Source organism: Bradyrhizobium sp. CAR08 (genome assembly GCF_052871955.1).
The window spans coordinates 529,422-554,141 of the sequence record NZ_JBIXJX010000002.1; the positions used below are offsets into that span (position 1 = coordinate 529,422).

The 24,720-nt window shown below is 63.3% G+C and carries 31 protein-coding genes; 20 read left to right on the forward strand and 11 right to left on the reverse strand.

Annotated elements, in window-relative coordinates:
* Nucleotides 1–4 precede the first annotated feature (4 nt).
* Nucleotides 5–247 carry a DUF3551 domain-containing protein gene (locus tag ACIPUD_RS06290; protein WP_018454534.1) on the reverse strand — a complete coding sequence of 81 codons (243 nt, stop codon included), beginning with the start codon at nucleotides 245–247 and terminating at the stop codon, nucleotides 5–7.
* 139 nt (nucleotides 248–386) lie between these two features.
* On the opposite strand from ACIPUD_RS06290, the gene ACIPUD_RS06295 reads away from it, so the two are divergent.
* The gene (locus ACIPUD_RS06295) at nucleotides 387–566 is read left to right on the forward strand and encodes a hypothetical protein (protein WP_026232755.1); all 180 of its coding nucleotides are present in this window, start codon (nucleotides 387–389) and stop codon (nucleotides 564–566) included.
* Nucleotides 567–649: 83 nt separating this feature from the next.
* Complete coding sequence (locus tag ACIPUD_RS06300) at nucleotides 650–964, forward strand: hypothetical protein (RefSeq protein ID WP_018454532.1); 315 nt, start codon at nucleotides 650–652, stop codon at nucleotides 962–964.
* 254 nt (nucleotides 965–1,218) lie between these two features.
* Here the strand turns inward: ACIPUD_RS06300 and ACIPUD_RS06305 are convergent, their stop codons facing one another.
* Entirely contained in the window at nucleotides 1,219–1,884 is a 666-nt protein-coding gene (locus ACIPUD_RS06305; protein ID WP_018454530.1) for an O-methyltransferase, read from the reverse strand.
* A gap of 97 nt (nucleotides 1,885–1,981) precedes the next feature.
* Here ACIPUD_RS06305 and ACIPUD_RS06310 point away from each other — a divergent pair, with 97 nt between their 5' ends.
* The 3 genes from ACIPUD_RS06310 (at nucleotide 1,982) to pdxY (ending at nucleotide 4,222) form a co-directional block, all read left to right on the forward strand.
* Nucleotides 1,982–2,626, forward strand: coding sequence for a TetR family transcriptional regulator (locus tag ACIPUD_RS06310; RefSeq protein WP_026232754.1), 645 nt, complete (start codon nucleotides 1,982–1,984; stop codon nucleotides 2,624–2,626).
* A 92-nt stretch (nucleotides 2,627–2,718) separates the two neighbouring features.
* On the forward strand, nucleotides 2,719–3,360 hold the full coding sequence (locus tag ACIPUD_RS06315; RefSeq protein WP_018454528.1) for an FMN-binding negative transcriptional regulator: 642 nt from the start codon (nucleotides 2,719–2,721) through the stop codon (nucleotides 3,358–3,360).
* A 49-nt stretch (nucleotides 3,361–3,409) separates the two neighbouring features.
* Entirely contained in the window at nucleotides 3,410–4,222 is an 813-nt protein-coding gene (gene pdxY, locus ACIPUD_RS06320) for a pyridoxal kinase (protein WP_018454527.1), read from the forward strand.
* Between the two features lie 10 nt (nucleotides 4,223–4,232).
* Here the strand turns inward: pdxY and ACIPUD_RS06325 are convergent, their stop codons facing one another.
* Nucleotides 4,233–5,543, reverse strand: a complete 1,311-nt coding sequence (locus ACIPUD_RS06325; protein ID WP_446480265.1) for a hypothetical protein — start codon at nucleotides 5,541–5,543, stop codon at nucleotides 4,233–4,235.
* Nucleotides 5,544–5,867: 324 nt separating this feature from the next.
* Here ACIPUD_RS06325 and ACIPUD_RS06330 point away from each other — a divergent pair, with 324 nt between their 5' ends.
* The 4 genes from ACIPUD_RS06330 to ACIPUD_RS06345 all read left to right on the forward strand — a co-directional run bounded on the left by ACIPUD_RS06330 (nucleotide 5,868) and on the right by ACIPUD_RS06345 (nucleotide 7,905).
* Nucleotides 5,868–6,071, forward strand: a complete 204-nt coding sequence (locus tag ACIPUD_RS06330) for a hypothetical protein (RefSeq protein WP_085353556.1) — start codon at nucleotides 5,868–5,870, stop codon at nucleotides 6,069–6,071.
* Between the two features lie 174 nt (nucleotides 6,072–6,245).
* The gene (locus ACIPUD_RS06335) at nucleotides 6,246–6,500 is read left to right on the forward strand and encodes a hypothetical protein (RefSeq protein WP_204511048.1); all 255 of its coding nucleotides are present in this window, start codon (nucleotides 6,246–6,248) and stop codon (nucleotides 6,498–6,500) included.
* A 247-nt stretch (nucleotides 6,501–6,747) separates the two neighbouring features.
* Entirely contained in the window at nucleotides 6,748–6,894 is a 147-nt protein-coding gene (locus ACIPUD_RS06340; protein ID WP_247368622.1) for a hypothetical protein, read from the forward strand.
* Nucleotides 6,895–6,984: 90 nt separating this feature from the next.
* Nucleotides 6,985–7,905: a DMT family transporter gene (locus ACIPUD_RS06345; RefSeq protein ID WP_446480266.1), complete on the forward strand. Its 921-nt coding sequence runs from the start codon at nucleotides 6,985–6,987 to the stop codon at nucleotides 7,903–7,905.
* A gap of 126 nt (nucleotides 7,906–8,031) precedes the next feature.
* Here ACIPUD_RS06345 and ACIPUD_RS06350 read toward each other — a convergent pair whose 3' ends face one another.
* Nucleotides 8,032–8,382 (reverse strand): zinc ribbon domain-containing protein YjdM, encoded by a 351-nt coding sequence (locus ACIPUD_RS06350; protein WP_018454521.1) that lies wholly within the window; start codon nucleotides 8,380–8,382, stop codon nucleotides 8,032–8,034.
* 191 nt (nucleotides 8,383–8,573) lie between these two features.
* Here ACIPUD_RS06350 and ACIPUD_RS06355 point away from each other — a divergent pair, with 191 nt between their 5' ends.
* The 3 genes from ACIPUD_RS06355 to ACIPUD_RS06365 all read left to right on the forward strand — a co-directional run bounded on the left by ACIPUD_RS06355 (nucleotide 8,574) and on the right by ACIPUD_RS06365 (nucleotide 10,411).
* Nucleotides 8,574–9,110 carry a helix-turn-helix domain-containing protein gene (locus ACIPUD_RS06355; protein WP_026232752.1) on the forward strand — a complete coding sequence of 179 codons (537 nt, stop codon included), beginning with the start codon at nucleotides 8,574–8,576 and terminating at the stop codon, nucleotides 9,108–9,110.
* A 221-nt stretch (nucleotides 9,111–9,331) separates the two neighbouring features.
* Nucleotides 9,332–9,991: a cell envelope biogenesis protein TolA gene (locus ACIPUD_RS06360; RefSeq protein ID WP_247368618.1), complete on the forward strand. Its 660-nt coding sequence runs from the start codon at nucleotides 9,332–9,334 to the stop codon at nucleotides 9,989–9,991.
* Nucleotides 9,992–10,135: 144 nt separating this feature from the next.
* Nucleotides 10,136–10,411: a hypothetical protein gene (locus ACIPUD_RS06365; protein ID WP_027517656.1), complete on the forward strand. Its 276-nt coding sequence runs from the start codon at nucleotides 10,136–10,138 to the stop codon at nucleotides 10,409–10,411.
* 119 nt (nucleotides 10,412–10,530) lie between these two features.
* Here the strand turns inward: ACIPUD_RS06365 and ACIPUD_RS06370 are convergent, their stop codons facing one another.
* Complete coding sequence (locus ACIPUD_RS06370; RefSeq protein WP_446480267.1) at nucleotides 10,531–11,328, reverse strand: lytic transglycosylase domain-containing protein; 798 nt, start codon at nucleotides 11,326–11,328, stop codon at nucleotides 10,531–10,533.
* A 205-nt stretch (nucleotides 11,329–11,533) separates the two neighbouring features.
* Between ACIPUD_RS06370 and ACIPUD_RS06375 the strand changes: the two genes are divergently transcribed.
* Nucleotides 11,534–12,541: an acyl-CoA desaturase gene (locus ACIPUD_RS06375; RefSeq protein WP_018454517.1), complete on the forward strand. Its 1,008-nt coding sequence runs from the start codon at nucleotides 11,534–11,536 to the stop codon at nucleotides 12,539–12,541.
* Nucleotides 12,542–12,664: 123 nt separating this feature from the next.
* Nucleotides 12,665–13,135, forward strand: a complete 471-nt coding sequence (locus ACIPUD_RS06380) for an SMI1/KNR4 family protein (RefSeq protein ID WP_018454516.1) — start codon at nucleotides 12,665–12,667, stop codon at nucleotides 13,133–13,135.
* Nucleotides 13,136–13,260: 125 nt separating this feature from the next.
* On the opposite strand, the gene ACIPUD_RS06385 is transcribed toward ACIPUD_RS06380, so the two are convergent.
* On the reverse strand, nucleotides 13,261–13,995 hold the full coding sequence (locus tag ACIPUD_RS06385) for a DUF1236 domain-containing protein (protein ID WP_247368612.1): 735 nt from the start codon (nucleotides 13,993–13,995) through the stop codon (nucleotides 13,261–13,263).
* Nucleotides 13,996–14,369: 374 nt separating this feature from the next.
* Here ACIPUD_RS06385 and ACIPUD_RS06390 point away from each other — a divergent pair, with 374 nt between their 5' ends.
* The 3 genes from ACIPUD_RS06390 (at nucleotide 14,370) to ACIPUD_RS06400 (ending at nucleotide 15,170) form a co-directional block, all read left to right on the forward strand.
* On the forward strand, nucleotides 14,370–14,567 hold the full coding sequence (locus tag ACIPUD_RS06390) for a hypothetical protein (protein WP_085353549.1): 198 nt from the start codon (nucleotides 14,370–14,372) through the stop codon (nucleotides 14,565–14,567).
* Entirely contained in the window at nucleotides 14,564–14,869 is a 306-nt protein-coding gene (locus ACIPUD_RS06395; RefSeq protein WP_085353548.1) for a GlsB/YeaQ/YmgE family stress response membrane protein, read from the forward strand. Before ACIPUD_RS06390 ends, ACIPUD_RS06395 begins: the two co-directional genes overlap by 4 nt.
* An 82-nt stretch (nucleotides 14,870–14,951) precedes the next feature.
* On the forward strand, nucleotides 14,952–15,170 hold the full coding sequence (locus ACIPUD_RS06400; protein ID WP_007609614.1) for a hypothetical protein: 219 nt from the start codon (nucleotides 14,952–14,954) through the stop codon (nucleotides 15,168–15,170).
* 435 nt (nucleotides 15,171–15,605) lie between these two features.
* Here ACIPUD_RS06400 and ACIPUD_RS06405 read toward each other — a convergent pair whose 3' ends face one another.
* Entirely contained in the window at nucleotides 15,606–16,649 is a 1,044-nt protein-coding gene (locus ACIPUD_RS06405) for a hypothetical protein (protein ID WP_085384035.1), read from the reverse strand.
* A gap of 219 nt (nucleotides 16,650–16,868) precedes the next feature.
* Here ACIPUD_RS06405 and ACIPUD_RS06410 point away from each other — a divergent pair, with 219 nt between their 5' ends.
* The 3 genes from ACIPUD_RS06410 (at nucleotide 16,869) to ACIPUD_RS06420 (ending at nucleotide 18,674) form a co-directional block, all read left to right on the forward strand.
* Entirely contained in the window at nucleotides 16,869–17,165 is a 297-nt protein-coding gene (locus ACIPUD_RS06410; protein ID WP_240543383.1) for an HdeA/HdeB family chaperone, read from the forward strand.
* Between the two features lie 334 nt (nucleotides 17,166–17,499).
* On the forward strand, nucleotides 17,500–17,790 hold the full coding sequence (locus tag ACIPUD_RS06415; protein ID WP_085353546.1) for a hypothetical protein: 291 nt from the start codon (nucleotides 17,500–17,502) through the stop codon (nucleotides 17,788–17,790).
* A 377-nt stretch (nucleotides 17,791–18,167) separates the two neighbouring features.
* Nucleotides 18,168–18,674 carry a hypothetical protein gene (locus tag ACIPUD_RS06420; protein WP_026232748.1) on the forward strand — a complete coding sequence of 169 codons (507 nt, stop codon included), beginning with the start codon at nucleotides 18,168–18,170 and terminating at the stop codon, nucleotides 18,672–18,674.
* A 142-nt stretch (nucleotides 18,675–18,816) separates the two neighbouring features.
* On the opposite strand, the gene ACIPUD_RS06425 is transcribed toward ACIPUD_RS06420, so the two are convergent.
* The 4 genes from ACIPUD_RS06425 to ACIPUD_RS06440 all read right to left on the reverse strand — a co-directional run bounded on the left by ACIPUD_RS06425 (nucleotide 18,817) and on the right by ACIPUD_RS06440 (nucleotide 24,552).
* Nucleotides 18,817–19,332, reverse strand: a complete 516-nt coding sequence (locus ACIPUD_RS06425) for a ParB N-terminal domain-containing protein (RefSeq protein WP_018454508.1) — start codon at nucleotides 19,330–19,332, stop codon at nucleotides 18,817–18,819.
* Nucleotides 19,333–19,560: 228 nt separating this feature from the next.
* Nucleotides 19,561–20,343: an NYN domain-containing protein gene (locus tag ACIPUD_RS06430; protein WP_157642915.1), complete on the reverse strand. Its 783-nt coding sequence runs from the start codon at nucleotides 20,341–20,343 to the stop codon at nucleotides 19,561–19,563.
* Between the two features lie 194 nt (nucleotides 20,344–20,537).
* Nucleotides 20,538–24,302, reverse strand: coding sequence for a vitamin B12-dependent ribonucleotide reductase (locus ACIPUD_RS06435; RefSeq protein ID WP_446480268.1), 3,765 nt, complete (start codon nucleotides 24,300–24,302; stop codon nucleotides 20,538–20,540).
* Nucleotides 24,303–24,363: 61 nt separating this feature from the next.
* Nucleotides 24,364–24,552 carry a hypothetical protein gene (locus ACIPUD_RS06440; protein WP_231188561.1) on the reverse strand — a complete coding sequence of 63 codons (189 nt, stop codon included), beginning with the start codon at nucleotides 24,550–24,552 and terminating at the stop codon, nucleotides 24,364–24,366.
* Between the last annotated feature and the right edge of the window lie 168 nt (nucleotides 24,553–24,720).

Sequence of the window (24,720 nt, forward strand, 5' to 3'; positions counted from 1 at the left end):
GGGCTCAGCTGTCTGCTCCGCGTGGCATAGGATTGGCGTAGCACTGGGCGGACTGCCCGGAGGCGGTCGCGGCGCACTGCGCGATCGTCGCAAAACTGCAATCGATGCTGCGGCCGTCGATCGTGTAGATCTCGATGCAGACGGGATGGCGCGGATCGTAGGTCTGGGCGGCTGTCGGCGGCACGCCGAGCAGGCCCGCACCAAACAAGCCCGCGACAAGCAGAATCGCATTGATGAAGCGGCGCACGATCGATCTCCTTCGCTCAGCCGGAACAAAGCACAATGCTGCCGCGGATGGCACCAAATTGCCACGCTCCCGGCGAATTGCCGCCAAAGCCCGCTGCCACGACGAGAGCAGGTGCAGGGGCAACGCAAGGGGATGCGCATTGGCCTACAAGATGGTCGCAGAACGCGACAACGAGAAGTGCAGTTTTGCCCGCGAGAGCCGTTTGCTCATCGTGGCGAAGGCGAAGGTTTGGGCGAGCGAGGGGTGGAAGGTCGTCATCACCGACCAGGACGGCAAGGCCTACGCGCCGCCCGACTTCGATCAGCTATTGGCGGCCTGACCGCAAGACCGGGCAGGACGACATTGATCTCGTACTTTCGACCGGGGCGCGATCTGATCGCGCCCCTGATGACTCTTCCAACGATGACTCTTGCAGCCGCGGCCGTTCTGACGGCGACATTTGCCGCCGCGCAAAATCTCGATGCCGGCAAGTCGCCGCAAAAGCTCTTCGCCGATGCTTGCACGACGTGCCATCGCAGCCCCCGCGGCCTTGCCAAAGGGCGCTTCAACCTGACGCTGTCCTGGTTCCTGAAGGACCATTACGCAACCAGTTCGGATACAGCCAAGGCACTTGCCGCCTATCTGGAATCGGTCGATGCGGCGCCGCCGCGAGTTGCGGCCAAGCCTGGCGCGAAGCGATCCAGGCCGCATCCTCCCAAGCCGTCGCAAAGCCAATAGCGTGAGCCGGCTGCGAGACGGCGTCGCGAAGCTGAAGGCCTTGCCGGCATCAATGCACCGTGGCCGCCGAGAACAGGTTGATGACCACCACTCCGGACACGATCAGCGCGATGCCGACGAAGGCGGCAGCGACATTGCCGGGTCCAACTATCACGCGTCAGTGACGAACCTGCGACACGGCGGAGCGCAGCACGAAACCGCCGCGCGATGGTTCGCGCGGCGGCTCATTGGTGTCGCGCCGATTCGACGTGGCGTTAGTTGATCCGCACGGAGAGTTCGACGTCCTCGGCAAAGGCCGTGGACATGTAGCCGCTTCCGGGGCTGCGCATGCGCGCCAGATAGTCGGGGCTGTCGTCGGCGTTGTCGGCGACGATGATCGCGCCCGGCCGGAGATGGCCTTCGACCAGATCCAGGATATCGGGGTAGAGCGCCTTGGCGCCGTCGAGCAGCACGAGATCGATCGTGTCGGGCAGGTCGACTTGAAGCATCTTCAGCGCGTCGCCTTCGCGGATTTCGACGAGGTCCAGCAGCCCGCCGGCCGCGAGGTTCTCGCGCGCCCGGGCCACCTTGGACGGTTCGAATTCGCTGGTGATGAGGCGGCCGCCGCCATTGTCGCGTAAGCCCGCGGCAAGGTGCAGGGTCGAGATGCCGAACGAGGTGCCGAACTCGACGATCGCTTTGGCGCGGGAGCTGCGTGCGAGCATGTAAAGCAGATGACCGGTCTCGCGGGAGACCGCGAGCGGTGCGTCCTTCAGCCGCCCGTAGAGGTCGCGGTAAGCGGTCTTGCTCCGCATCATCCGTGCGCGGTCGGCGTCGGTCACATCGGCGAAGGCGGCTCGCATCGCGCCGCGCGCCGCTTCGTCCTGGTCGAACAGACGATCGAGCAGTGGCGCAAGTGATGTGATGGTCGGGGTGGTCATGTGTAGTCTCCAGATGTCGCCGTGCTGCGAGTGCTTGCGTGAGAATTGAAATACGACTAATTCGTCGCATTCGCTATTCGCGTTGCCCGAGGGTGCCATGGCAGATCGCCGAAGCCATTCAGTTTCCTCACGAAAACAGCCACAGCAGGCCCGCTCGAACGAGCTGGTGGCGGCCATTCTGGACGCGGCTGTTCAGGTCTTGGCCAAGGAGGGGGCGCAGCGTTTCACGACGGCGCGAGTGGCCGAGCGGGCCGGGGTGAGCGTCGGGTCGCTCTATCAATATTTTCCGAACAAGGCGTCGATCCTGTTCCGCCTCCAGAGCGACGAGTGGCGGCGCACGAGCGAGCTCCTGCGCGGCATCCTGGCGGACCGGGCGAAACCGCCACTGGTACGGCTGCGCGCGCTCGTCCACGCCTTCATTCGTTCCGAGTGCGAGGAGGCTGCGATCCGCACGGCGCTCAGCGACGCCGCGCCGCTCTATCGCGATGCGCCCGAAGCACACGACGCGCGGGCCGCCGGTAAGGGCATCGTCGCGGCCTTCATGCGGGAGGCCCTGCCCAGGGCGCCGGATGCGACGCGGGCGCTTGCCGGCGAGTTGATCAAGACGACGCTGAGCGAGGTTGGCAAGCAGTTCTCGGAGACACCGCGCAACGAGGCGGAGATCGCGCGTCACGCCGACGCAATGGCCGACATGTTCTGCGCCTATATCGATGAGCTGGCACGACTCCGGGATCATTCCTGACATCCGCGTTTGCGGGCCAATACCCCTTCTGACTTGACTGGATCATGAGTTAGCCTCGGTTTGTCCTTCAGCCAGTCAACGAGCGCCCCGCCATGCATGTCCTCCGCCCCCAATTCCGCATCGAGGAGCAGCAAGCGCTGGAATTCGCAAGCCAGCGCGGCTTCGGCACGATCGTCGCGGCGGATGAGCGCGGTCCACGCGCCTCGCATGTGCCCTTCGTGCTGGAGCAGCGCGACGGGCACACGATCGTGCAAATCCATTTCACCGCCAGGAATCCGCTCGTCCCGCTCGCGGATGGTGCGGGGCGCTTTCTGCTGATCGTTGCCGGCGACGACGCCTACATCTCCAATGACTGGTATTCTTCGCGCGACAACGTCTCGACCTGGCTTTACGAGGCCGTGCACCTGTCGGGCGTAGCGCATCTGCGCGGGCTCGACGAGAACCGCAGGCACGGCGATGCACTACTCGCGGTCTCGGAAGCGCGCTTGCCAAAAAAAACTTGGGACCTCGCACAGATGGAGCCCGGCAAGCGCGAGAGCATGCTGGCTGCGATCCGCGTCGTCGATCTCGTGGTGGATACCGTCGAGGGGCAGGCCAAGCTCAATCAGCACAAGAGCGATGTGGACCACGTCGCGGTCGCCGGCCGGCTTGCGCGGTCGGAGGAGAGCGGGCATCGGCGGCTGGCGCGGAAGATGCAAGCGCTGCGGCCGGGACTTGGATATGAGTTTTCGTGATCCGGGCGACCCTTCTCTCGCTAGACAATTACTCCTACGGACCTCCCTCATGCTCGTCATCTCCATTCAAAGCCAGGTGGTCCACGGCCATGTCGGCAACAGCGCCGCCGCCTATGCGATGCAGGCGGAAGGGGTGAATGTCGCGGCGGTGCCGACAACGCTGCTGTCGAACCATCCGCGCTATCCGACCTTGCGCGGGCGGGTGCTGGAGACAGAGCTCGTTTCAGATCTGCTGAGAGGCGTCGAAGAGCGCGATCTCGTCGACGAGGCTGCGGTCCTCGTTACCGGCTATCTCGGTTCGCCCAGCAATGCCGCTGTCATTGCCGATTTCGTCGAGCGGGCGCTGACCCGCAATTCGAAGCTGGTCTATCTCTGCGACCCCGTGATCGGCGATGACGGCCGGGTTTATGTCGCCGACGGCATCCTGGACGTGGTCCGGCACCGGCTGCTGCCCGCCGCCAATCTGACCACGCCGAACCAGTTCGAGCTCGGGCTGCTCGCAGGCCTCGACATCGCGGATGCGCAGGGCCTGCGCGCGGCGTGCGCGGCGCTGGCCGGGACTGGGCGCATCGACGTGGTCGCCACCGGTTGCACGCTCACTGATACGGCGGAAGGGCAGGTGGAAACGATTCTGTGCGCCGGCGGTCAGTTGTCGCGCTTTGCGACGCCGCGCCTTCCGATCCGCCCCTCAGGCACCGGCGATCTTCTCACCGGCCTGATCGCGGCGCATCTGGCCAAGGGCACAGCGACCGAGGCGGCGGTGCGGCTCGCAGTCGAAACCATCTATGCGGTGCTGGTGCGCACGCAGGAAGCAGGCACCGCGGAGATGCGGCTTGTGCCGTTGCCGACGCCGCGACGATAAGCCGTCAAACTCAGGTCGCGCGCTTCGTGGCTGATTGCGCTGATTTCTGCGGCTTCGCGGGGACCTTCTGCTCGCGCGTCGCCTGTGCCTTCGCCTTCGGCGGCTTTGCGCTTGCCACGGCCCGCGCTTTTCTCGGCTTGACGTCGGCTTCCTTGCGGTCCGACGTGCCTCGGCGCGAGACGTATTCCGTACCATCGACCGGGCCGACATGCGGGGGATCGCGGCCGAGATAGGGGCGGCCGATGCCGAGCGCCTTGCCATTGGCGTCGACCCACTTCCACAGCACCTCGGTCGAGACCCAGCGCTGCGCGCGGTTGTCGCCCTTGGTGCTGACGATGTCGGCCGCCATGCCGTGCCCGTAGCCGCCGCGCGTGCTGCCGCCGTGATAGGAACGGTCGGAGGCGGCCTTCAGGCCACTCGCGATCGACTGGCGATAGTCGTCGCGGAACGCGCTGGTGATGCCCGGCGAAAGCCCGGCAGCCTCAGCCGCGAGCAGTGTGCGAAACAGCTTTTTCTTGAAACTCTTGTCCATGCCGCCGATGACGTAGTCCATCATCGACATGCCGGCGCGGTCGGCCGCCTTCGGATCCTTCCAGCCAAAGTCCTCGTCAACCAGCTTCGTGAAGCTGCGCATCACTGTGACCATCTTGCCCTTGCGCTTGACGGTGACGGCCCGGCGATCTGTGACCTTGATCGAGTCTTCCTTGGCCGTGCGCTGGTAGAGCGCCCAGAGATAGCGGTCGATGCAGGCTTCCATCACGTAGCATTCGTCGAGGACCGCGGTCGTGTCCGCAGACGCCGAGGCCTTGCTCGCCACGGGCGCGGGGCCGGTCGCGATTGTCGCGGGCGACAGCGCCTCCGTCGTCACGATCTCAGTGGGATCGGCGGATGCGAGCTTTACCAAGGGCTCCGGCGCCGGAGCCGGAGCAACCTCGCTGGCGACTGGTGTCGGGTCAGGCGACATCTGCGGCGCGAGCGGCGCTTCGGTCGGCAAGATCAGCACTGGGTCGGCCGAGGCGAGCTTGATGGCCGGAGCTGGCGCCTCGGGCGCTGCCGCTTCAGCATTGACCAATTCTGGTGTCGCAGCGATAGCGGCCGCGATATCGGAGGTCAGGGCGACGCCGTCCTCGATGGCCGCAGCGTGCGGGATGTCGGCGAGGTCAAGTCGGCTGAGATCCTTCGCGCGCGAGACGGCGGAAGCATTGGCGCCGCTGTTCTCGATGAGGGCCGGGGCATAGGCGGACAGAGAGAGCGCCAGCCAGCCGGCGAGAACCGCCGAGGGGCAGGAGACCGCCACCAGAAGAGACCGCCGATCATTCATGATCCCTGCCTCCAAACGGTTCTGTTGAACCTCGTCTTCTCCGAACAGTCTGACCAGACAGTCTTGGCCAAACAGTCTTGCACGAAAAGGCACGCCGCGCGTCGATTGTTCTGGGGAGGGTGTGGCGGCGCAATGGCGCAATTCGGCGAAAGCGGGCTTTTCGAGCAGGTGTTGCGCGGCGGCAACGCGGGTTCCGGTTCCACGGGCGCTTGCTCGCCAGCGTTGTGCAAAATTCGATAAAGGCGAATATTTTGGCGCAGGCCGCGTGGCGGTGTTTCGCAGGCACGTTGGGCAACCTTGTCACGGCTAGCGCGTTAGGCGCGCATGACGCATTCCTCGCTTCGTCCGATGGACGCCTTCGATCCCACCGAGCCCGCCATCCTGCACGACCAACTCTCCGATACGATCATCACCTGGACTGCTGAGCAGGCCGACGATTTCAGGCGTGCCAGCCGGCCGGGCCAAGACGGAACCGTGATTTGGAAAGGCTACGTTTTCGACGGCTGGGGCCACGTGCTCGGCGGCTGACCGCTGCTCATTAAAGTGTCATTTCGCGCCGGGGCGGTGATTTTGCCAAGACATTGCGCGCATTAAACATATTGCCATGCATCCGGCGCGTTGTTGCGTTGCAACAGCGCATATCGCAATGCAGCAAAATGCGCTTAAGTGTGCTCCGAATCTTCCACTGAAGGAGCATCACCCATGAACAAGAAGACTCTGTCGATCGCCGCCGCCATCCTGACGGTCGCGGGCAGCACCGCGGCTTTCGCCGCCGAACTGCCGACTTATGAGGCGAACGGCTTTCCGGTCTCCCCGATGCAGGTGCGCGTGCTCGGTGCCGCGCATGTCGAGCAGCAGGCCTCGGCGCCCACCAACGTTGCTTCGGTCCACCAGGCCCGCGTTCTGTCGCCGCGCAAGGTGAAGACCGCTGATGTTACGACGGGTAGCGCCCGCTGATCTGGGGGCGCCACAAGCCAACGTCAAGCCAATGTGATGCAGGCTCGCTTTCTCCGAGTCTGCCCGGACCGCGTTCCCTTTCGGGAGCGCGGTCTTTTTTTGGCGCAGCGAGTCATGATCACGTGCCGGTTGTGTACGGCCGTTCAAAGCGAGTGTGATCTCTTTAATAGTTGCTTTCCGGATCGCGGCGCTTGATGCGGGCGCCGCATATTTAGCAGCCAAGAATCATTTTCATAATGGAGTAGTCATGCCCGTTGCACAGAAAGCCGTTGTTGCAAGCGTCTCGCCCCGCGCGTTCATTCTCAAGCATCTCGCCTTGTTCGCAGCCGCCGCGCTGTTCGTGTTCGTGCTCAGCCTGACGTATGGGCTCGATCTCAGCACGGGATTTTTCTGAGCGAAGGCGCGCTGGCGTCTCTCGCTTGCGTGCCAGCCTTGCAGGCACATGGGTTGAGCGACGGCCTCTGTCGGCGTACCGCTTTGTCCCATGGATCAGCGGACGAGCGGCGCTGACGCTCGCATTCGGAAGAACGATCAAGCGCCGGCGCTTGTCGGCGTGCTCTGCGGCCTCGCCGCCGCGCTGTTCTGGGCGCTCGGCTTTGCCGGCACGCGGCATGGCCTCAAGCTCGGCTTCACGCCGGTCGATCTGCTCGTGCATCGCTATGTCTGGTCCGGCATCGCGTTCCTGCCGCTGGTGATACGCGGCGGAATCTCCGATCTCTGCGGCATCGGCTGGGGCAGGGGCCTTGCGCTGATGGTGCTCGGCGGCCCGGTGATGTCGCTGATCTCCTACACTGGCTTTCTGTTCGTGCCGCTCGGCCATGGCAGCGTGATCCAGCCCTCCTGCGCGACGCTTGGCGGCCTGCTGCTCGCGGCCTTGTTCCTGAAAGAGCATGTCTCCTGGTCGCGCATCGCCGGCGCTGTCGTCATCGTCGGCGGGCTCGGCGTGATCGGCGCGGAATCTATCGGTCATATCGGCGTTGACGGCGTGCTCGGCGATCTGACCTTCGTGCTGACCGGGTTGATGTTCGCGGGTTTCGGCGCGCTGGTGCGCCACTGGCGGGTCTCCGCCGTGTCGGCTGCGCTCGTCATCAACGTGCTGTCGCTGCTGTTGCTGCCGATCTACCTCATGACCGGCGGACTCGCGCGGATCGCGGCGATCGGTGTCGGTGAGAACGCCATCCAGGCGCTGGCACAGGGCGTGCTTGCAGGCCCGGCTGCGCTTTATCTGTTCGCCGTCTCGGTCCAACGCCTCGGCGTCGCCCGCGCCGCCGTTGTCCCCGCCTGCGTGCCCGCGCTGACGGTGCTCACCGGTTGGCTCCTGCTCGGCGAGCCGCCGACACTATTGCAGACGGCGGGATTGGTGACGGTGCTGTGCGGATTCTATCTGGCGCAGAGACAGCGATAGATCGCAGCCTCCAGACGGCGCTTACCATTCGATGGTGGTAAACTTGACGCCGCGGCAGGTCAGCTCCCGCCCCAGCCGTTCGGCGCGCTCGCTGGCGGATTTGCCCTGGCGAGTCCGGGGCCTCGGCTACGCCTTCCTCACGAACTCCGATTTCAGGTTCATCGCGCCGATGCCGTCGATCTTGCAGGCGATGTTGTGGCCGTCGGTAGCGTCCTGCAGGCGGATGTTGCGGACCTTGGTGCCACCCTTGACCACGGAGGAGGAGCCCTTGACCTTGAGATCCTTCATCACGATGACGCTGTCGCCGTCGGCGAGCGCATTGCCGTTGGCATCGCGCACGCCGGCCTCTTGCGCGGCGTCCGCGACGGCCTCTGCCGTGCCGCTCCATTCATGGCCGCATTCCGGGCAGACCCAGAGGCCGCGATCCTGATAGGCGTGCTCGGAGTTGCAGGTCGGGCATTTCATCGCGTCGGTCATTATTCGCCTCGTCGCCCGTCACGGGCGCGCCGCACGCTGTCCGTCGGATAAAGATGGATTGGGAGCAAATCCTTTACCATGGCTTTCAGTCCTGGTCGAACCCTTGGAAATTTAGGAGTTCAGGAAAAACTCTGCGGTATCGAGGTCCGGAATTTGCGGCTGCGACGTCGCCGCGCAAGGAGCGTCCCGTCATGAGCGAGCATCGCGCCGCCGTCAGACATCACATTTTGCGGACCGGCATTGTCGAGTTCGACAACGGCACCGGCAAGGTCATCAGCGCGCCCTGCACGATCCGCGATGTCTCCGGCACCGGCGCGCGCCTCGGCCTCAACGCCTCGCTCTGGGTCGCCGAGCAGTTCACGCTGGTCTTCAGCAGCGGACTGCGCAAGGACTGCCGGGTCGCCTGGCGCAAGGGGAGGCTGATCGGCAGCGCGTTCGCGGACGGCTATGCCAGCGCGGACGAGCAGGCCGTGATGATGACCGCGGACGAGCAGTCCCGGCACCGGCTCGGGATCGGTGCGCGCGTGAGAAGCGCGCGCGAGAGGCGCGGCTACACGCAAACGCAGCTCGCAGAGCTGATCGGCGCCACGCCGGTCTTCGTGTCGCTGGCCGAGCAGGGTGAGGCGGACATTCCGCTCTACCAGCTCATGCACATCGCCGATCTCCTGATGGTCGGCCTCGACGGGCTCGTCGCGGGGCCGGCGCCTGAGGATGTCGACGCAGCGTAGGTGGCGAGCCGTCAAAACAAAAACGTCCAAAACAACCCCATGCACAGTAGAAATCTCGAGGGATTTCAGTGTGTTGGAAATCCGAAAACGTTGGTATTGGGCCTACGCGCCCCGCATCGACTTCGGCGATACCGAATCGAATTTGACTCGTCGGGCAAAACAGGGGCAGTATGGCATGATGGCGCCGCAGGAAGCTGGTGGCTTGCCAGCTGCGGAGCGACATGCCGAAAAAAGCAAAACCAAAAAGAAAACTCAAGACCTACCAGACCTCGCTCGGCTTCTACGACCAGGCGATCGCCGCGCCCTCGATGAAGGCGGCGTTGGACGCCTGGGGCGCCAGGTCCAATCTGTTCCATCAGGGCGCCGCGAAGGAGACCGACGACCCCGACATCGTCGCGGCAACGATGGAGAAGCCGGGCGTGGTGCTCCGGCGCCCGGTCGGATCGGACGGCCCGTTCACCGAGCATTCCGAGTTGCCAACCGATCTCGCTGACGACGAGGCCGGGCCGAACCGCAAAGCCAAGCCCAAAGCGAAGTCCAAGCCGAGAAAGCTTCCGGCGGAGGCTGCAAAGCAACCATCCCGCAAGATCGACGATCAACAGGTGCGCAAGGCCGCCGCGGCATTCGAGAAGGAAGAGCGGCGGCGGGAAGCCGAGCGCCGCAAGGAGGAGGCCGCTAGCGCCAAGGAGCGCGCGCGCCGCGACAAGGCGGTCGCGAGCGCGCAGGCGGCGCTGGACGAAGCGAGGCGGGAGCACGAATCGCGGACGGAGGCAATCGAAGCTGAGCGCGCGGCGCTCGAGGAGCGTGCCGAGACGGAGCAGAGCCGGTGGGACAAGCAGAGGATGAAGCTGACGGAGGCGGTGCGGCGCGCGCGGGAGTAAGGGCCACGGTCGACAGTCTGGATTGCTTCGCTCCGCTCGCAATGACGGCGGGGCGCGGCATCGGTCATTCCGGCAAAGCTTGATCGCAAATTCGCTTGCCTTGCTTGACGTCCTTTTGCACTCTTGGGGGAAGGAGACCAACGCATGAAGATCATGACTGTCGCGTGTGCGCTCGGAACCGCCTTGGTGCTGTGCAATCTCGGGATATCGGATGCCGAAGCCCGGGCGCGGAAGGCGCGAGTGGTGGATGAACAACGGCTGAGGGTGGATGTCCCCGTGCTCCGGCCGACGCCTTGGGATTACAATATCGTTCCACGCTATCGTTATCGCCCGGAAGACGACCGGGTCGATCCCTACGGCCCGCCCTTGGTATCGTCATATGTCCGCTACGAGGGATGGCGCTGGCCGTACTGGTGGTGAAGGCCACCGACGGACGCGGAATTGATTGGCTCCTGTAGCCCGGATGAGCGAAGCGATATCCGGGACGTTGCCGCAGCATTCCCGGATGTCGCTTCGCTCATCCGGGCTACGCTCCTTTGCTAGTCGCCGTCCTCCGCGGCGAGCCGCACAAACTGCCGCTTCATCGCGTTGACCCTGGCGACATAGCTCGCGACGAGGTGATCGCCGCAGCGATCGTCGGCGGCCATTTGAAACTTGCGGCGTGCGAAGGCCGTTGCGGGGCCTGCGCCGCAGAGATGGATGAAGGCGGCGAGATCCTGCCTCTCGCGTGCACTCGCCTTCACATCCCCCGCGCGGGCGAGAACATCGGCGACATTGCGGTCGAGATACACCGATGCCAGCTCGATGGCGTGGCTCGGAATCGCGCGGACATAGAGGAAGGGCGAGCCGCAGCCGGCTTCCGTGACCGCGTTGCCGCGAACGCAGAACCGCGCGGCGTCGGCATAGGCTCCATCCAGCATCTGGAAGAGGCCGACGGCGCTGGAGGCGGGCCGGTAGATCGCGAGCGGATTGAAGCTCCATCGCCAGCGCCAGTAGGTGCGCGCGAGCGGATTGCCCGATGTCTCGACCTGCGCCAGCGCGGCCAGCAATTCCGGCGTGATCGTCGCGGTGGAATGCTTGCGGAACAGCGGCCCGTATTGCCGCCACGTGTCCGATGGCTCCTTGTCGAGCGCATGGCCGACTAGGACGAACAGCTCGGTCGGCTTGCGCACCGTTTGATAGGCGATGTTCACGAGGACGAGGACCGCAAGCAGCATCGCCGCGCCGCCCGCGATCCGAACCATCCGCGGTGCGCGCGCGAAGGTCTTTCGCATCGATCGCGCGCTACGCCGGAGCTTGCGAAGGCGAGGGAGGGGGCGCTTGCTTTGTCCTGGCATCGGTCTTCTGGGAGTGCATTGCGGAGGCTTTGTACCTGGTTAACGCTGTCACCAGGCCTTGAAATCCGGCTTCTTTTTCCTCTGGTCGCCTGTTTTCAAGTCGCCGCTCCGTACTCCCCCGGCAGCTCGAATCCTTGATGGAAATAACCCGAGGTTGTACTGTGCGCCGCAGCAGGGTTAATTTTGTGTGAATGGATCGGCTGGAATGACCGTAATCGAAAGCGTGGTGCCGGCGGAAGCTGCGGAGCGGAAAATGCCGCCGGGCGTACTGGTCGAAGGTCCCGTGGTCGACGCCAAGTTTCGCGATTCCTACATCTCCTTCGTCATCATGATCGGTGGGTCGATCGCGGCGCTGGTCTGGGCCTTCTGGCAAGGCATCGGCTGGGTGGAGGTTTCGGTCTTCGCCGGCACGTTCGCGCTGTCCACGGTCGGCATCGGCTTCATGCACCGCTACTTCGTGCACCGCAGCTTCCGCTGCGGTCCGGTGATGCGGACGCTGTTCGCGGCCATCGCCACCATGGCGGTGCAGGGCTCGATCCTGAAATGGGTGAGCAATCATCGCCGGCATCATCTTCACTCCGACAAGCCCGGCGACGTCCACAGCCCTTACTATGACGGCGACGGCAACCCCTATGTCACCTTCGCCAAGGGGATGATGCATGCGCAAGGCGGCTGGGTGTGGGACCAGGCCACCACGGATGCCGAATACTACGCCAAGGATATCCTGGCCGATCCGATCGCCATGTTCTTCACCAGGACGCGCTGGTACTGGTACGCGCTCTCGGCAGTGATTATTCCGGGCGCGATCGGCTACGCGTTTGGCGGCGTGCACACGATGACCGGCTGCATCCTGTTCTCCGGCCTGTTCCGCAGCTACCTCATGACCATGGCGACCTCGCTGGTCAACTCGGTCTGCCACAGCGACGGCCGCTACGGCTACCGCCGCTTCGATCTCGACGACGGCACCACCAACGAGTTCGTGACCACGATCCTCACCTTCGGTGAAGGCCTGCACAACAACCATCACCGGTTTCCGCGCGACGCCTACATTTCGCACGCCTGGTACGAGATCGACATCAACGGCCTGATCATTTTGGGACTCGGCAAGCTCGGGTTGGTGCAGGACATTTTCTCTGCCGGAAGCCGGACGCTTCGCTCGGGAGATCCGGACGGCGGAAAACGTCCAGTGGCAGATACCGAAGCGATGGTCTGAAGCATACGGGCTCGGTGTTCCACTACGCCAAGGGATTCGGCCACACCAATCTGGTTGTGTGGTGAGGCGGTTGGCTCACTGGCGCGGGCGCTTTGATGACCCACGGGGCACAAAGTTAGGCCGATGAACTATCTGGATCTCATGGACGACCGACGGCCACCGGCGCCCTCCAACGCCATCCGTGCGCTGGAGCAACACATCGGTGCGCCGTTGCCCGCGCCCTACAAGGAGCTACTGGCGCAATCGGACGGCGGCGGCTTCGACCGCTGCGGCGTCGAGCTGCCTTGGCGCAACGACCGCACCGTTTTGGACGTGCTGTTCACGACGCATCCGACCGACAGCTACGGCGTCATCGACAATTACGATGTGTATCGGGGCATGAATCGAATTCCCCGACTGAGCTGCCCCTTCGCTCCCGATCCCGGCGGCGACCTGTTCCTGCTGAGTCTGGAGGAGGACAGTTATGGCCAGGTCTTCTACTGGGATCACGAGCATGAACCGGTGGACGGTGGCGACATGTTCGCCGATTTCCCGAACACAAACGAACTCGCGCCCGATCTTGAAACCTTCATTCTCGGCTTGGGAGAGGGGTGAATGGATATGCAGCCGTTCGGGCGGATTGAGCCCTTGCGAAACCCATCATGATCGCGTGGGGCCGAACGACAAAAGGGCGGCCATAAGCCGCCCTTTCGGTTTGCGCGTCATCCGTCGGATTTCGCTTAGCCCTCGATGATATAGACGATCTCGTGGGTGTGCGGACGAAGAATGACGTACCTGCCGTGCACCAGAATGAACTCGTATCCGCGCCACTCCGGATAGATTTCGACGATGCGGCTCGGGATCGCATGATAACGAACGCCTGCCGGGACGGTGGTGCCGATCGAGATGTTGAAGTTCACGTTGGTGACTTCCTCGACCTTCTCCTGCTTGATGGCCGAAGTGATCTGGGTACGCTTTTCGGCGGGAGGCGCCGCGACCGCCGTGGTAGCGGCATTGCCGGTCGTCTTGCCCTCGGGCGCCGAAGGCTTGCTCTCGGCGGTCGGGGTCTTCACGTCCTTCGACGTGGTGGCCGAATCGGGCGCCTTGGTCATCCCATTCGCCTTCATCTCGCCGGGCGTCTTGCTGTCGGCAGTCGGCTTCGAACTGGTGGCCGGGGCCATTGTTTCCGTGGTCTTCGCCTTGCCATCGGCCTTGACGTCGCCGGAGTGCTTTGCGTCAGGCGCGCCCTGTGCGTGCTGCGGCGTTGCCGCTGCCGGCGAGCCGTGCGGTGCCGCGGTGGGGGCGTCCTTTGCTGTGGGTGCATTCATCGGTGCCGCGGTTTCGGCTTTCGGCGAAACGGCAGCGGGGGACTCCGCACCCTTGGCGCCGCCCTGATTGACGCCTTGAGCCATTGCAGTGCCGGTCGCAGCGAACAACGCCACAACGGCGACGGAAGCCAGCAAAGTATGTTTCATCTGATCTCTTTCAATTCATTTGAATATGATGCCGACGAACGTCAGCCATGGGAACGAACGGTCTCGACGGGCTGCAGTTCCGATTCTATTTCTGGTTTAAAGACGATTGATGCCTCGATATCCGAAAAAGCTGCAAAATAGATGAGTCGGCGATAACAAGAGCTTTGCATCCCGCGTTGGCTTGTACGCGACCGATGAATTTCAAACATAAGTTGTAATCGGAAGGAACTCTTGCTCGATGGGGCTGTTGTGTCAGTGATCCCCGAGCGTTGCGAGATCGAACCTCCGATCCTCGCCTGAGTTAAAGACCGCAGTCGCGTTGTGAGTGCGACTCGGCGCGAAGCGTCCTCCGTGCGTATCAACCGGAAACCTTCATGAACAACCCCCATGTTCGCAATGCCATTCAGATCGACCGCGGCTCCAGCCTGGCGATCTCTCATGAAATAGCAGACCGCCTTCGGATCAGGCTTCGGGGTGAGCACGACCCATTACCGCGACATCTGACGGCCCTGGTCGACCGGATTGCGCAGATCAGCAGCCATTTCAACCAAGTGATCGAGGTCACAAAATGAGAATGTCCGGCGAAAGCCTTTTGGTGATCTTGTTTGTCGGTCTCGTCGCCGGCTGGCTGGCGGGCCAGATCGTCCGCGGGACCGGCTTTGGGATCATCGGCGATATCATCATCGGAATCCTGGGCGCGTTTGTCGGCAGCTGGTTGTTGCCTCAGCTCGGCGTGCATCTCGGCAGCGGCATGATCAGCGCGATCGTCAACGCGACCGTAGGCGCGGTCCTGCTGCTCCTCGTCGTCCGGCTGGTGCGCGGTGGTGGTGGATGGGGAAGCAGCTGGCGCGGCAGCTGGGGCCGGCGTTGGTGACCCTTGCTCACGCAGCCGCATCAGGCGCCGGTGAGACGCCCGCGGCAAAGACGCTCGTGATGACCTCCGGATCGGATCCAGCATGTTAGACTTTTCGAATGCATCTTTTACGCCTGAAACCATCGGCATCATGAAAACTGCGCTGGACACGGCGGTGGCGTCACTGCCGGCCCCGGTCAGCTCCGCGCATGTCCGGTCGATCGCGGAAACAATCCTTCGCACAGCGAAGGAGGGCGAGCGAGACCCCGCTGTCCTGGAGCGCATGGCGTTGATGGAGCTTCAGATCTCGCCGCGTGATTGATGCCGGTCCGCGAGCGTGCGTGCCGGCGCAGAAGGGCTCGCGTTCATTGCCGTTCCCTGATGTTTCGATGGAACTCTGGGGCGGCGGAAGCATTCATCTCTGCCGCTATCACGCGGCTCCTGGAGAATCCCCAACATGATACGTCATTTGTTGATCGGCGTTGCCGCGTGCGCAATCGCGGCAATGTCGACATTTTCCGCTTCTGCCATGCCCCGCGTTGCGGCTGAGACGTTGGTCGCTGGCTCCGACAGTCCGGTGATTCTCGCGCGCGGAGGCCATGGACATGGCCACGGTCACATGGGACGTGGCGGCCGCGGTCATCACTACGGCTGGAGCAGGGGCCGTCATCGCGGTTGGCGCTAGCCGCACCAACGCAACATCCGGGGCCGCCTTCGATTGGCGGCTCCGTAACGTCAGCTCATCCGCCCCGCGGGCTCACCAATCCGGATCCCCATAGTAGGGATCGACCATATAGGGCGGGGGCATCCAGGGCCCTCGCGACGGCCGGGGTCGCCGAGGTGCGGCCGCTTGCACGTGCGGCCGTGCGGGCGCAGCGGTCTCGTTGGTGATCACGCTACGCGCGGCGGGTTTCGCGGACGCAGGTGCGGATGACGATGCGGATGACGTCGTCAGCTCCTTTTGCAGCGCCTGGACCTGTGCGGCAAGGCGCGCATTGGCCGCCGCATCCTTCTCCTGCGCCGCCTTGAGCTGCTGAATGGTGTCGGCCTGCTCGCGCAGCGTCTGCTCGTTGCGGCTTTTCAGTTGCTCGAGCTTTCCGTTGATGTTCGCAAGCTCGCTGGTGATGGTCTTGAGCGATTGCGCGAGATCGGACGACGAGGGGTCGGGCGTCGTGGCGCCCGTTGTTGGAGCGTCGGGTCTTGAAGCAGCTGGTCTTGAAGCGTCAAACCCTGCATTGCTCTCCGTGTCCTTGCCGGCCGGCGGCGCGGGCACCGTGCCGGGCTCATCCGCGGCAGCCAGTTGCACCGCCGGCGGTTGCGCCGGAGTTTCAACCGCGGACGCTTGGCGAGGCTCAGTCCCGGCCGGCGGAGCCCATCGCGCCATGATCGATTTGGTCATAGACCTGGCCCGATCGCTGTATTGCGAAGCGAAGGCGGCGCCGAGAATGCCGATCGCCAGCACGAGGCCGACCAAAGCGCGCAGCATGGGCCGATCTCCCCTCAGGCCTTGACTGCGAACCCTGCTATCCGGCGCCGGCGCCGTGCTCTTGAGAGTCTTGGCCTCGGGAGCCTTGTCCTTGGGAGTCTCGACAGCCTCCGCACCGGCGCTTGCTCGCGAGGCCGCTGGGATTTCGCTGCCGCGTTCCATTCCGGAAACCAGCCGGTCCAGCCGCGCAAGGTCTTGCTCCGCGCTCTTGATCCGATCGTAGGCCCGCGCCAGCCCGCCATCGGCGCGCCCCTCGTCCGGCTTGGGGGCGTCTGGCTTGTGGTCGTCAGGTTTGGGGTCGTTCGTCTCGGGCACCGATGCGCTCTCGCTTCCGTCGGGCGTCAATGGAAGTGTGGCAGTCCGATCGGAACGATAGGTCTCGCCGCTGTCCAACACAACGCGCGTGCGAAGGAGAAATTATGGCGAGGCCTCGGGGTGGGGCGGTCGCGGGGTATGCAACGGGCGCCCTTGATCTGGATCAAGCATGCAGCGCCCGACCGTCGCCACCGTGCAGACATTCATCGGAAGGAACACATGGTTCAGACAAGAGCGATCGTCCTTGGTGCCTTCGCGGCCCTGCTGCTGGCCGTGCCGGCCAAGGCCCAGGTGCTGGTCGACGTTTCCAAGATCAGCTGCGACCAGTACATCACCCAGCGCATCACCCACATGCAGACCGTGAACGTCTGGCTCGCCGGGTTCTACGCCGGCCGCCGCAACAATCCCGTCGTGGATACGCAAGCGCTGAACAAGAACGGCAACAAGCTCTCGCGCTTCTGCGAGTCGCATCGCGAGATGCCGCTGCTGGAGGCGGTCGAGGCCGATACGAAGTAGGGGCGGGGCCGCCCAGCCTCGGAGTGCGGCAGTCCTATCGCCGGAAGGAGAGGTTGCGCCGCTGTCCCCCCAACGCGCGTGCGAACGAGAAATTATCGCGGGCACGGGGGTGGGGCGTGGCATTGCCGAACCGGCATGCGTCGCGAGCGTCAGGTACATGACCGAAAGCGGTGTGGCTCCCGCTCATGCCCTATGTAGGTAAAGCGTGACACTTTCGCTGTCTCGTTATGAACCGGCCGCCAGATCGCAAGGGCCCGCATTGTTCTAAATCAACAAACCCGCTCATTAGCGAATTGCGCTGACGCACCGTCCCAATCCAGGAAGGAGAGTGGACATGTCGCGCCGAACCATCGTTTCACTTACCGCATCCGCAATCATTGGCATCGCCTGCATCGTGACTGTTTCGACTGACGCCTTCGCCTATCGAAGAGGCGTCGGGGTTGGTCGGGTTGGTGTTCATCACGGCGGTGTCTATCGCGGTGGCGTCTATCGTGGTGCAGCCGTGCGCCGCGGAGTTGCCGTAGGCGTCGGAGCTGCTGCGGTTGGTGCGGCAGCTTACGGAGCTTACGGAGCCTACGGCGGCTATCGCCGCTGCGGCTACGAACCTTACCCGCCCTGCTACTAGCCGGTCTTGTAGCCGGTCTTTGCGCAGCGGCCAGAGCACCGTCGGTCGGCTGTGCGCGGAGCACCTCTCTCCGAGTGGGGAGAGGTGATCCGAGTTCCGGGCCCGCACACACGCGATCCGAGCTGTGCTCGCTTCACCGTGCGTATTGGCGCGTCTGTTGCTCGACAGGTCGACTTCTAGCGAGGCGCACGTGCCATCTTCGCCGGCCGCGACCAGGAGACGTTGAACGCCGACAAATCTATCCATGCGTGCAATTGGGCAATCGGGAAAAAGCGGCAAAACTGCGGCTGTCAAGGATACATCAGAGTAGAACGGAGCTTATCCCCGTAATAAACCCGATGCTGTTAAGGGTTCGGGGTGCGTATGGGAGATCAATAATGGCAAATGTCGAACAATTGCGCAGGCGGGACGGAGTAAACTTGGTCCAGCTCGAGGAGGACATTGCATCGATACGCTCGGGAAGCTCTCTTGCTTCCATTGCTCTGCCTGATTACGTCGAGCACACCGCGGGCGTGACGCGCGTCGGCGCGCTCAGTGCAGAGGCGGTCGTTCGGGACTATGAGTCCGCTGCAAAAGAGATCGAGGCCATGGGCACCGAGTTGATCGACGCCGCGCAAAAATGCGAGGCGCTGACTGCCCAGGTCCATGATGCGATCGCCTTCATGCGAGAAACGGCGGCGGAGTATCGTGAAGAGGGTCGGAAGATCTTCAAGCGCATCGAAGAATGCGCGCTGTTCACCGAAGACGTCCGCAAGACATGCGAACAGGTCAAGCGCAGGATGGTCGACGTCTCGCTAGGCTCATCGTCCAACGAGGAGTTCGCACCGCAACAGCCCGAGTTGAGCGGGATCGCCGCCAAGGTGTCGATGAGCGAGATACGGTGAGGCGGGCGTAGATAGCGCGTAGGCTGGGTTGAGCTCTAGGTCGTAGGATGGGTTGAGCCCTTACGAAACCCTTCATCTCTCGCCGATCGAGCGGTGATGGGTATCGCTTCGCTCCACCCATCCTACGAGCTGGAGCCAACAATCAATAGCGACCGCCGTGGCCCTTTTGCTGCGTGATCCAGTCCGACAATGTTTTCGGTGTCGATTTCGCAGTCCGGCCCGGTGATGCCTTCGGATTGTCGCGAACGCCTTTCGTCGTACGGGTGCGCGGCGCTTCCGTTCCGTTGACGCCCTTCCGGCCAGCGATCGATGCCTCCGCGGCTTCCTTCTCCAGGCGCAACTGTTTCAATCGCGCCATCTTGAGGCGCTCTGCCTCGACTTCGGGCCGTTCGGCAAGCTGCGGCTTGTGTTGAGCGACCTCCGCCGGGACGATGACACCGATAATGGTTGTCTCGCCGAGCGCCTTGCAGGCTTCGAGCCGATGCAGTCCCTCGACCAGAACGAGGCGGTCTCCGTCGAGCCGGACGGAAATGGGTTCCTGTTGTCCGATGTCCAGCATACTTTCAGCGATCTCCCCGACGATCTCGGGCTTGATGGCTTTCTTCTGCTTCGTGGGAACGAAGATCTTCTCGATCGGGAAGCTTTCCGGTTTGGGCATAATCTGACTCCGCTTCTACCGGGCCCGCCGGAACCGATGCCGGTGAGGACGAGAGTTTAGGAGGGAAGGGCTCGACCGCAAAGGCAATTCGGCGGCAGGGTGTTGATGAGCTCGTAGGATGGGTTGAGCCCTTACGAAACCCATCCCTTCTGTCGATCTGGCGGCGATGGGTATCGCTTCGCTCCACCCATCCTACGGGCTGCACTCCAGCCATCCTGCGAGCTACAGTTAGCGGTTCAATTGATCCAGGTGGACACGCTTGCCGACGCGGGCCTCAAAGGCGTCGACAATATGCTCCCATCGGTTAGAGCGCATCAGGCTCGAAGGATTATACGCCATGGCGCGACCAACGAACGGCATGTCGTCGTCCTGGTAAATATAGAAGTCTAGCCCTTCGTAATTGCCGATCATGCATAGCTTCTGAGGATTCACGTCGCCCAAAGCGATGTTCCACTCGACGTAGCTATCCTTCGATTGGTGGTGCATCCACTGCAATATCTTGAATGGATTGACTGGCACCACGACATCAGCCAACGCCATTAATTCACTGGAAGTCTCGGCCGGATAGCAGTGCAAATGCACTGCTACAGGGGTGTCCCGCAATGCTTCAAAAAGTGGAAAGAAGTCTAGGTCCTTCGTCATGATGTGGGCTTCGGACATGTGGCCAGACGTTGCATGTTTGAAAACGTCGATTGCGAGTAAGATGTCGACGCCTTTTTGACGCAGCGTCTTGTTTTGTCCCCGCGTCAGCCCCTCTCGAACGTGCATAAAAGGCGTGCGATTAACCAGCTCGAATTGTTCTCGCTTGCGTTTCACTCGTCGTTCGTATTCCTCGCCAGATTCATTGTCCTTTTGGGCGGGCAAAGCATCGTAGTAAAAGGTTCTTTGATGCCCGCCAGCGATTGCCCGGTAATCGATTTTGTTACGACTGAGGTCGATCGCGAAATATTCGGATGTCTTCCGCACCATTGCGTCGATAAAGCCACCATCAACAAATGCATATTTTGTCACGGCTGCTGTATCCCTCGATCTGCCGCCTCCGCGGGCTCCAAGTGTCCCAAAGCTCATTTCAACCAGGTTCAGAAGTAGTTATCGATAGAAAACCATAAGTTGCAAGGCGACAATGAAAAAAGGGCGGCCTTCTGGCCGCCCTTCGTAGATGCTCGAGGCAAATCCGGGCTCAGCAATCCTAGCTGTCTAGCCCCTCACGAACACCCCGTCGTGCTTCCACACGTATCGCACTTCATACAAGTACCATTCCGCACCAGCGTGAAGTTGCCGCACTCGCTGCACATCTCGCCCTCATAGCCCTTGGCTTTGGCTTCCGCGCGGCGCTCGGCCTTGCTGGGCACCGCGACTTGCGCGCTGCCGGCCTTGCTCCACTGCAGGGCTTCGAGCTTCTCGGTGGGCGAGAGGTCGTGGGTCACTTCCTGCTTCAGCGCGACCGCGCCTTCCAGGACGTCGCCGGCACGGCCTGCGCCGTGCGAGGCGAGCGAGGTGACCTTGCTGCCGCCTGATGGTGCGCTGTCGTTGCCTTGTGCGACCGCGGTCGAGCCGCCGCGCATCACCACGAGGTTGTCGGTGCGGGAGCGGGTGAGGCCGCGCGACACCAGCTTGGAGGCGCGCTGGCCGTGATCATCAGGCTCCTTGCCTTCCTCGACGCCCTTGCCGAGCACGTCGAACCCGGTCTCGCTGGGATCGACATGGGCGAGGTCGAAGCGGCTGAGATAGCTCACCGCGAGCTCGCGGAAGACGTAGTCGAGGATCGAGGTCGCGTATTTGATGCTGTCGTTGCCCTGCACGGGGCCCGCCGGCTCGAAGCGGGTGAAGGTGAAGGCGTCGACATATTCGTCGAGCGGCACGCCGTACTGAAGACCCAGCGACACCGCGATGGCGAAATTGTTGATGAAGGAGCGCAGGGCCGCGCCTTCCTTGTGCATGTCGATGAAGATCTCGCCGATGCGGCCGTCGTCATACTCGCCGGTGCGCAAATAGACCTTGTGGCCGCCGACGACCGCCTTCTGGGTGTAGCCCTTGCGGCGATCCGGCATCTTCTCGCGCTCGCGCATCACGATGATGCGCTCGACCAGCTTCTCGACGATCTTTTCCGAGACCTGGGCGGTGCGTGCCGCCATCGGCTTGTCGTAGAGGCTCTCGACCGCATCGTCCTCGTCCTCATCGTCGGCGATGAGCTGCGAGTTGAGCGGCTGGCTGAGCTTGGAGCCGTCGCGATAGAGCGCGTTGGCCTTGAGCGCCAGCTTCCACGACAGCATGTAGGCGGACTTGCAGTCCTCTACCGTCGCGTCGTTCGGCATGTTGATGGTCTTGGAGATCGCACCCGAGATGAAGGGCTGCGCCGCCGACATCATGCGAATGTGGCTCTCGACCGAGAGATAGCGCTTGCCGACCTTGCCGCAAGGGTTGGCGCAGTCGAACACCGGATAGTGCTCGGCCTTGAGGTGCGGAGCACCTTCCACCGTCATCGCGCCGCAGATGTGGACGTTGGCCGCCTCGATCTCGCGTTTGGTGAAGCCGACGGCCTGGAGCAGGTCGAAGCCGGGGGCCGCGATCGCCTCGGCACCAATGCCGAGCTGGTCGCGGATGAAGTCTTCGCCAAAGGTCCATTTGTTGAAGGCGAACTTGATGTCGAAGGCGGTCGGCAGCGCCTTCTCGACCTTGGCGATGGCCTCATCCGTGAAGCCCTTGGCCTTCAGCGTCGAGGCGTTGATGCCGGGCGCGTTGGAGAGCGAGCCGTGGCCGACGGCATAGGCCTCGATCTCCGCGATCTCGCTCTCGCGATAACCGAGCGCACGCAACGCGGCGGGGACCGCGCGGTTGATGATCTTGAAGTAGCCGCCGCCGGCCAGCTTCTTGAACTTCACCAGCGCGAAGTCGGGCTCGATACCGGTGGTATCGCAATCCATGACGAGGCCGATCGTGCCGGTCGGCGCGATCACCGTGGTCTGGGCGTTGCGATAGCCGTGCTTCTCGCCGAGCTCGAGCGCCGCATCCCAGGCGGCTTGCGCATGGGTGACGAGGTCTCCTTGCGGGCAGGACACCAAGTCCATCGGCACCGGATTGACACTGAGCCCCTCGTAGCCGTTGGACTGGCCATGGGCGGCGCGGCGGTGGTTGCGGATCACGCGCAGCATGTGCGCGGCGTTCTTCTTGTAGCCCGGGAAAGTGCCGAGCTCGGCCGCCATCTCGGCCGACGTCTTGTAGGTGATGCCGGTCATGATCGCGGTCAGCGCGCCGGCGATCGCGCGGCCTTCCTTGCTGTCATAGGACAGACCCATGGTCATCAAGAGGCCGCCGATATTGGCGTAGCCGAGGCCGAGCGTGCGGAACTCGTAGGAGAGCTCGGCGATCGACTTCGACGGGAACTGCGCCATCATCACCGAGATTTCGAGCACGATGGTCCAGAGCCGGCAGAGATGCTCGTAGCCTTCGACGTCGAAACGCTTGGAGGGGATGTCGTAGAACGTCAGCAGATTGGCCGAGGCGAGGTTGCACGCCGTGTCGTCCAGGAACATGTATTCCGAGCACGGATTGGAGGCGCGGATGTCGCCGGACGCCTTGCAGGTGTGCCAGTCATTCATGGTGGTGTTGAAGTGCAGGCCCGGGTCGGCCGACGCCCAGGCGGCGTAGCCGATTTTTTCCCAGAGGTCGCGCGCCTTCAGCGTCTTGGTGATCTTCTTCGTGGTGCGTCCCACGAGATTCCAGTCGCCGTCGGTCTCGACCGCGCGCAGGAAGTCGTCCTTCAGCGACACCGAATTGTTGGAGTTCTGCCCCGAAACCGTGAGATAGGCTTCCGAATCCCAGTCGGTGTCATAGACGTCGAACTGGATGTCCTTGTAGCCCTGTTTTGCAAATTGGATGACCCGCTTGATGTAGTTGTCGGGTACGAGGCTGCGGCGCGCCAGCTTGATCTCGCGGCGCAGCGCCGGGTTCTTCTCGGGATCGAAGCAATCGTCGCCCGAGCCTTCGCAATTGACGCAGGCCTTCAGCACCGCCTTGAGGTGCTTCTGGTTGATCTTGGATCCGGTGACGAGAGCGGCGACCTTCTGCTCCTCCTTCACCTTCCAGTCGATATAGGTCTCGATGTCGGGGTGATCGACGTCGACGACGACCATCTTGGCGGCGCGGCGCGTGGTGCCGCCCGACTTGATCGCGCCCGCGGCGCGGTCGCCGATCTTGAGGAAGCTCATCAGGCCGGACGAGCGGCCGCCGCCGGAGAGGCGTTCGCCTTCGCCGCGCAGGCGCGAGAAGTTGGAGCCGGTGCCGGAGCCGTATTTGAACAGGCGCGCTTCGCGGACCCAGAGGTCCATGATGCCGCCCTCGTTGACGAGGTCGTCACCGACGCCCTGGATGAAGCAGGCATGCGGCTGCGGATGCTCGTAGGAGGATTTCGATCGGGTCAGCTTGCCGGTAAAGGGGTCGACGTAATAATGGCCCTGGCCGGGACCGTCGATGCCGTACGCCCAGTGCAGACCGGTGTTGAACCATTGCGGCGAGTTCGGCGCGACCATCTGCATGGTCAGCATGTAGCGGAGCTCGTCGTAGAAGGTCTGGGCGTCCTCGTCGGAGGAGAAGTACTTGCCCTTCCAGCCCCAATAGGTCCAGCAGCCGGCGAGACGGTCGAACACCTGCTTGGCCGAGAGCTCGCTGACATAGCGCTCTTTCTCGGGCAGGAGGGCGAGCGCCTCGGTGTCGGGCACGGAGCGCCACAGGAAGGAGGGGACGGACTCTTCCTCGACCTTCTTCAGGCGCGCGGCAACGCCGGCCTTGCGGAAGTACTTCTGGGCGAGGACGTCGGAGGCGACCTGCGACCACGCGGTCGGCACCTCGACATTGTCGAGCTTGAACACGACCGAGCCGTCGGGATTCCTGATCTCCGACGTGGTCAGCCGGAAATCGATGCCGGCGTAAGGTGACTGTCCCGAAGTGGTGTGGCGCCGCTCAATCCGCATGGTCTTGCCCCGTCCTATCTTTGACCGGACCGCCTCCGTTCAGGCGTGCCGGGTCATCATTTCATTTCGCGGTGCTCGAGGCCGCCTGGCCCTTGGCATCGCAGCTCAGCCGGTAGACCCGGCCCGTTTTCTCCCGACGCGATTGCTCGATGCGCGCACCGATCATCCGCCGGCACGTCCAGACCCATCCGCCCCAAAGGGATGAGCCCGACATGCGTTCAACGCCCCACAACGTCACGTCTTCAACCATTGCCATCCGGGCCTGTTTCCAGCCCGTTCAGGCGCCCGAAAAGTCCGCTCTCGCCGGGCAGACAAGCCCGTATCCCGCTGCCCTTGTCTGGCTTGGCGGAGTGCTGTTTTGCAGACCCTTTGGGGGAGTGCCGGCGGGACGCAAACACACTCGCGCCGAACGGATCGA

Excerpts from the sequence above, each read along its gene's own strand:
- ACIPUD_RS06300 (WP_018454532.1), top strand. The coding sequence starts at position 650 with ATGACTCTTGCAGCCGCGGCCGTTCTGACGGCGACATTTGCCGCCGCG.
- ACIPUD_RS06305 (WP_018454530.1), bottom strand. The coding sequence starts at position 1,884 with ATGACCACCCCGACCATCACATCACTTGCGCCACTGCTCGATCGTCTG.
- ACIPUD_RS06310 (WP_026232754.1), top strand. The coding sequence starts at position 1,982 with ATGGCAGATCGCCGAAGCCATTCAGTTTCCTCACGAAAACAGCCACAG.
- ACIPUD_RS06315 (WP_018454528.1), top strand. The coding sequence starts at position 2,719 with ATGCATGTCCTCCGCCCCCAATTCCGCATCGAGGAGCAGCAAGCGCTG.
- pdxY (WP_018454527.1), top strand. The coding sequence starts at position 3,410 with ATGCTCGTCATCTCCATTCAAAGCCAGGTGGTCCACGGCCATGTCGGC.
- ACIPUD_RS06325 (WP_446480265.1), bottom strand. The coding sequence starts at position 5,543 with ATGAATGATCGGCGGTCTCTTCTGGTGGCGGTCTCCTGCCCCTCGGCG.
- ACIPUD_RS06330 (WP_085353556.1), top strand. The coding sequence starts at position 5,868 with ATGACGCATTCCTCGCTTCGTCCGATGGACGCCTTCGATCCCACCGAG.
- ACIPUD_RS06335 (WP_204511048.1), top strand. The coding sequence starts at position 6,246 with ATGAACAAGAAGACTCTGTCGATCGCCGCCGCCATCCTGACGGTCGCG.
- ACIPUD_RS06340 (WP_247368622.1), top strand. The coding sequence starts at position 6,748 with ATGCCCGTTGCACAGAAAGCCGTTGTTGCAAGCGTCTCGCCCCGCGCG.
- ACIPUD_RS06345 (WP_446480266.1), top strand. The coding sequence starts at position 6,985 with ATGGATCAGCGGACGAGCGGCGCTGACGCTCGCATTCGGAAGAACGAT.
- ACIPUD_RS06350 (WP_018454521.1), bottom strand. The coding sequence starts at position 8,382 with ATGACCGACGCGATGAAATGCCCGACCTGCAACTCCGAGCACGCCTAT.
- ACIPUD_RS06355 (WP_026232752.1), top strand. The coding sequence starts at position 8,574 with ATGAGCGAGCATCGCGCCGCCGTCAGACATCACATTTTGCGGACCGGC.
- ACIPUD_RS06360 (WP_247368618.1), top strand. The coding sequence starts at position 9,332 with ATGCCGAAAAAAGCAAAACCAAAAAGAAAACTCAAGACCTACCAGACC.
- ACIPUD_RS06365 (WP_027517656.1), top strand. The coding sequence starts at position 10,136 with ATGAAGATCATGACTGTCGCGTGTGCGCTCGGAACCGCCTTGGTGCTG.
- ACIPUD_RS06370 (WP_446480267.1), bottom strand. The coding sequence starts at position 11,328 with ATGCCAGGACAAAGCAAGCGCCCCCTCCCTCGCCTTCGCAAGCTCCGG.
- ACIPUD_RS06375 (WP_018454517.1), top strand. The coding sequence starts at position 11,534 with ATGACCGTAATCGAAAGCGTGGTGCCGGCGGAAGCTGCGGAGCGGAAA.
- ACIPUD_RS06380 (WP_018454516.1), top strand. The coding sequence starts at position 12,665 with ATGAACTATCTGGATCTCATGGACGACCGACGGCCACCGGCGCCCTCC.
- ACIPUD_RS06385 (WP_247368612.1), bottom strand. The coding sequence starts at position 13,995 with ATGAAACATACTTTGCTGGCTTCCGTCGCCGTTGTGGCGTTGTTCGCT.
- ACIPUD_RS06390 (WP_085353549.1), top strand. The coding sequence starts at position 14,370 with ATGAACAACCCCCATGTTCGCAATGCCATTCAGATCGACCGCGGCTCC.
- ACIPUD_RS06395 (WP_085353548.1), top strand. The coding sequence starts at position 14,564 with ATGAGAATGTCCGGCGAAAGCCTTTTGGTGATCTTGTTTGTCGGTCTC.
- ACIPUD_RS06400 (WP_007609614.1), top strand. The coding sequence starts at position 14,952 with ATGTTAGACTTTTCGAATGCATCTTTTACGCCTGAAACCATCGGCATC.
- ACIPUD_RS06410 (WP_240543383.1), top strand. The coding sequence starts at position 16,869 with ATGGTTCAGACAAGAGCGATCGTCCTTGGTGCCTTCGCGGCCCTGCTG.
- ACIPUD_RS06415 (WP_085353546.1), top strand. The coding sequence starts at position 17,500 with ATGTCGCGCCGAACCATCGTTTCACTTACCGCATCCGCAATCATTGGC.
- ACIPUD_RS06420 (WP_026232748.1), top strand. The coding sequence starts at position 18,168 with ATGGCAAATGTCGAACAATTGCGCAGGCGGGACGGAGTAAACTTGGTC.
- ACIPUD_RS06425 (WP_018454508.1), bottom strand. The coding sequence starts at position 19,332 with ATGCCCAAACCGGAAAGCTTCCCGATCGAGAAGATCTTCGTTCCCACG.
- ACIPUD_RS06435 (WP_446480268.1), bottom strand. The coding sequence starts at position 24,302 with ATGCGGATTGAGCGGCGCCACACCACTTCGGGACAGTCACCTTACGCC.
- ACIPUD_RS06440 (WP_231188561.1), bottom strand. The coding sequence starts at position 24,552 with ATGGTTGAAGACGTGACGTTGTGGGGCGTTGAACGCATGTCGGGCTCA.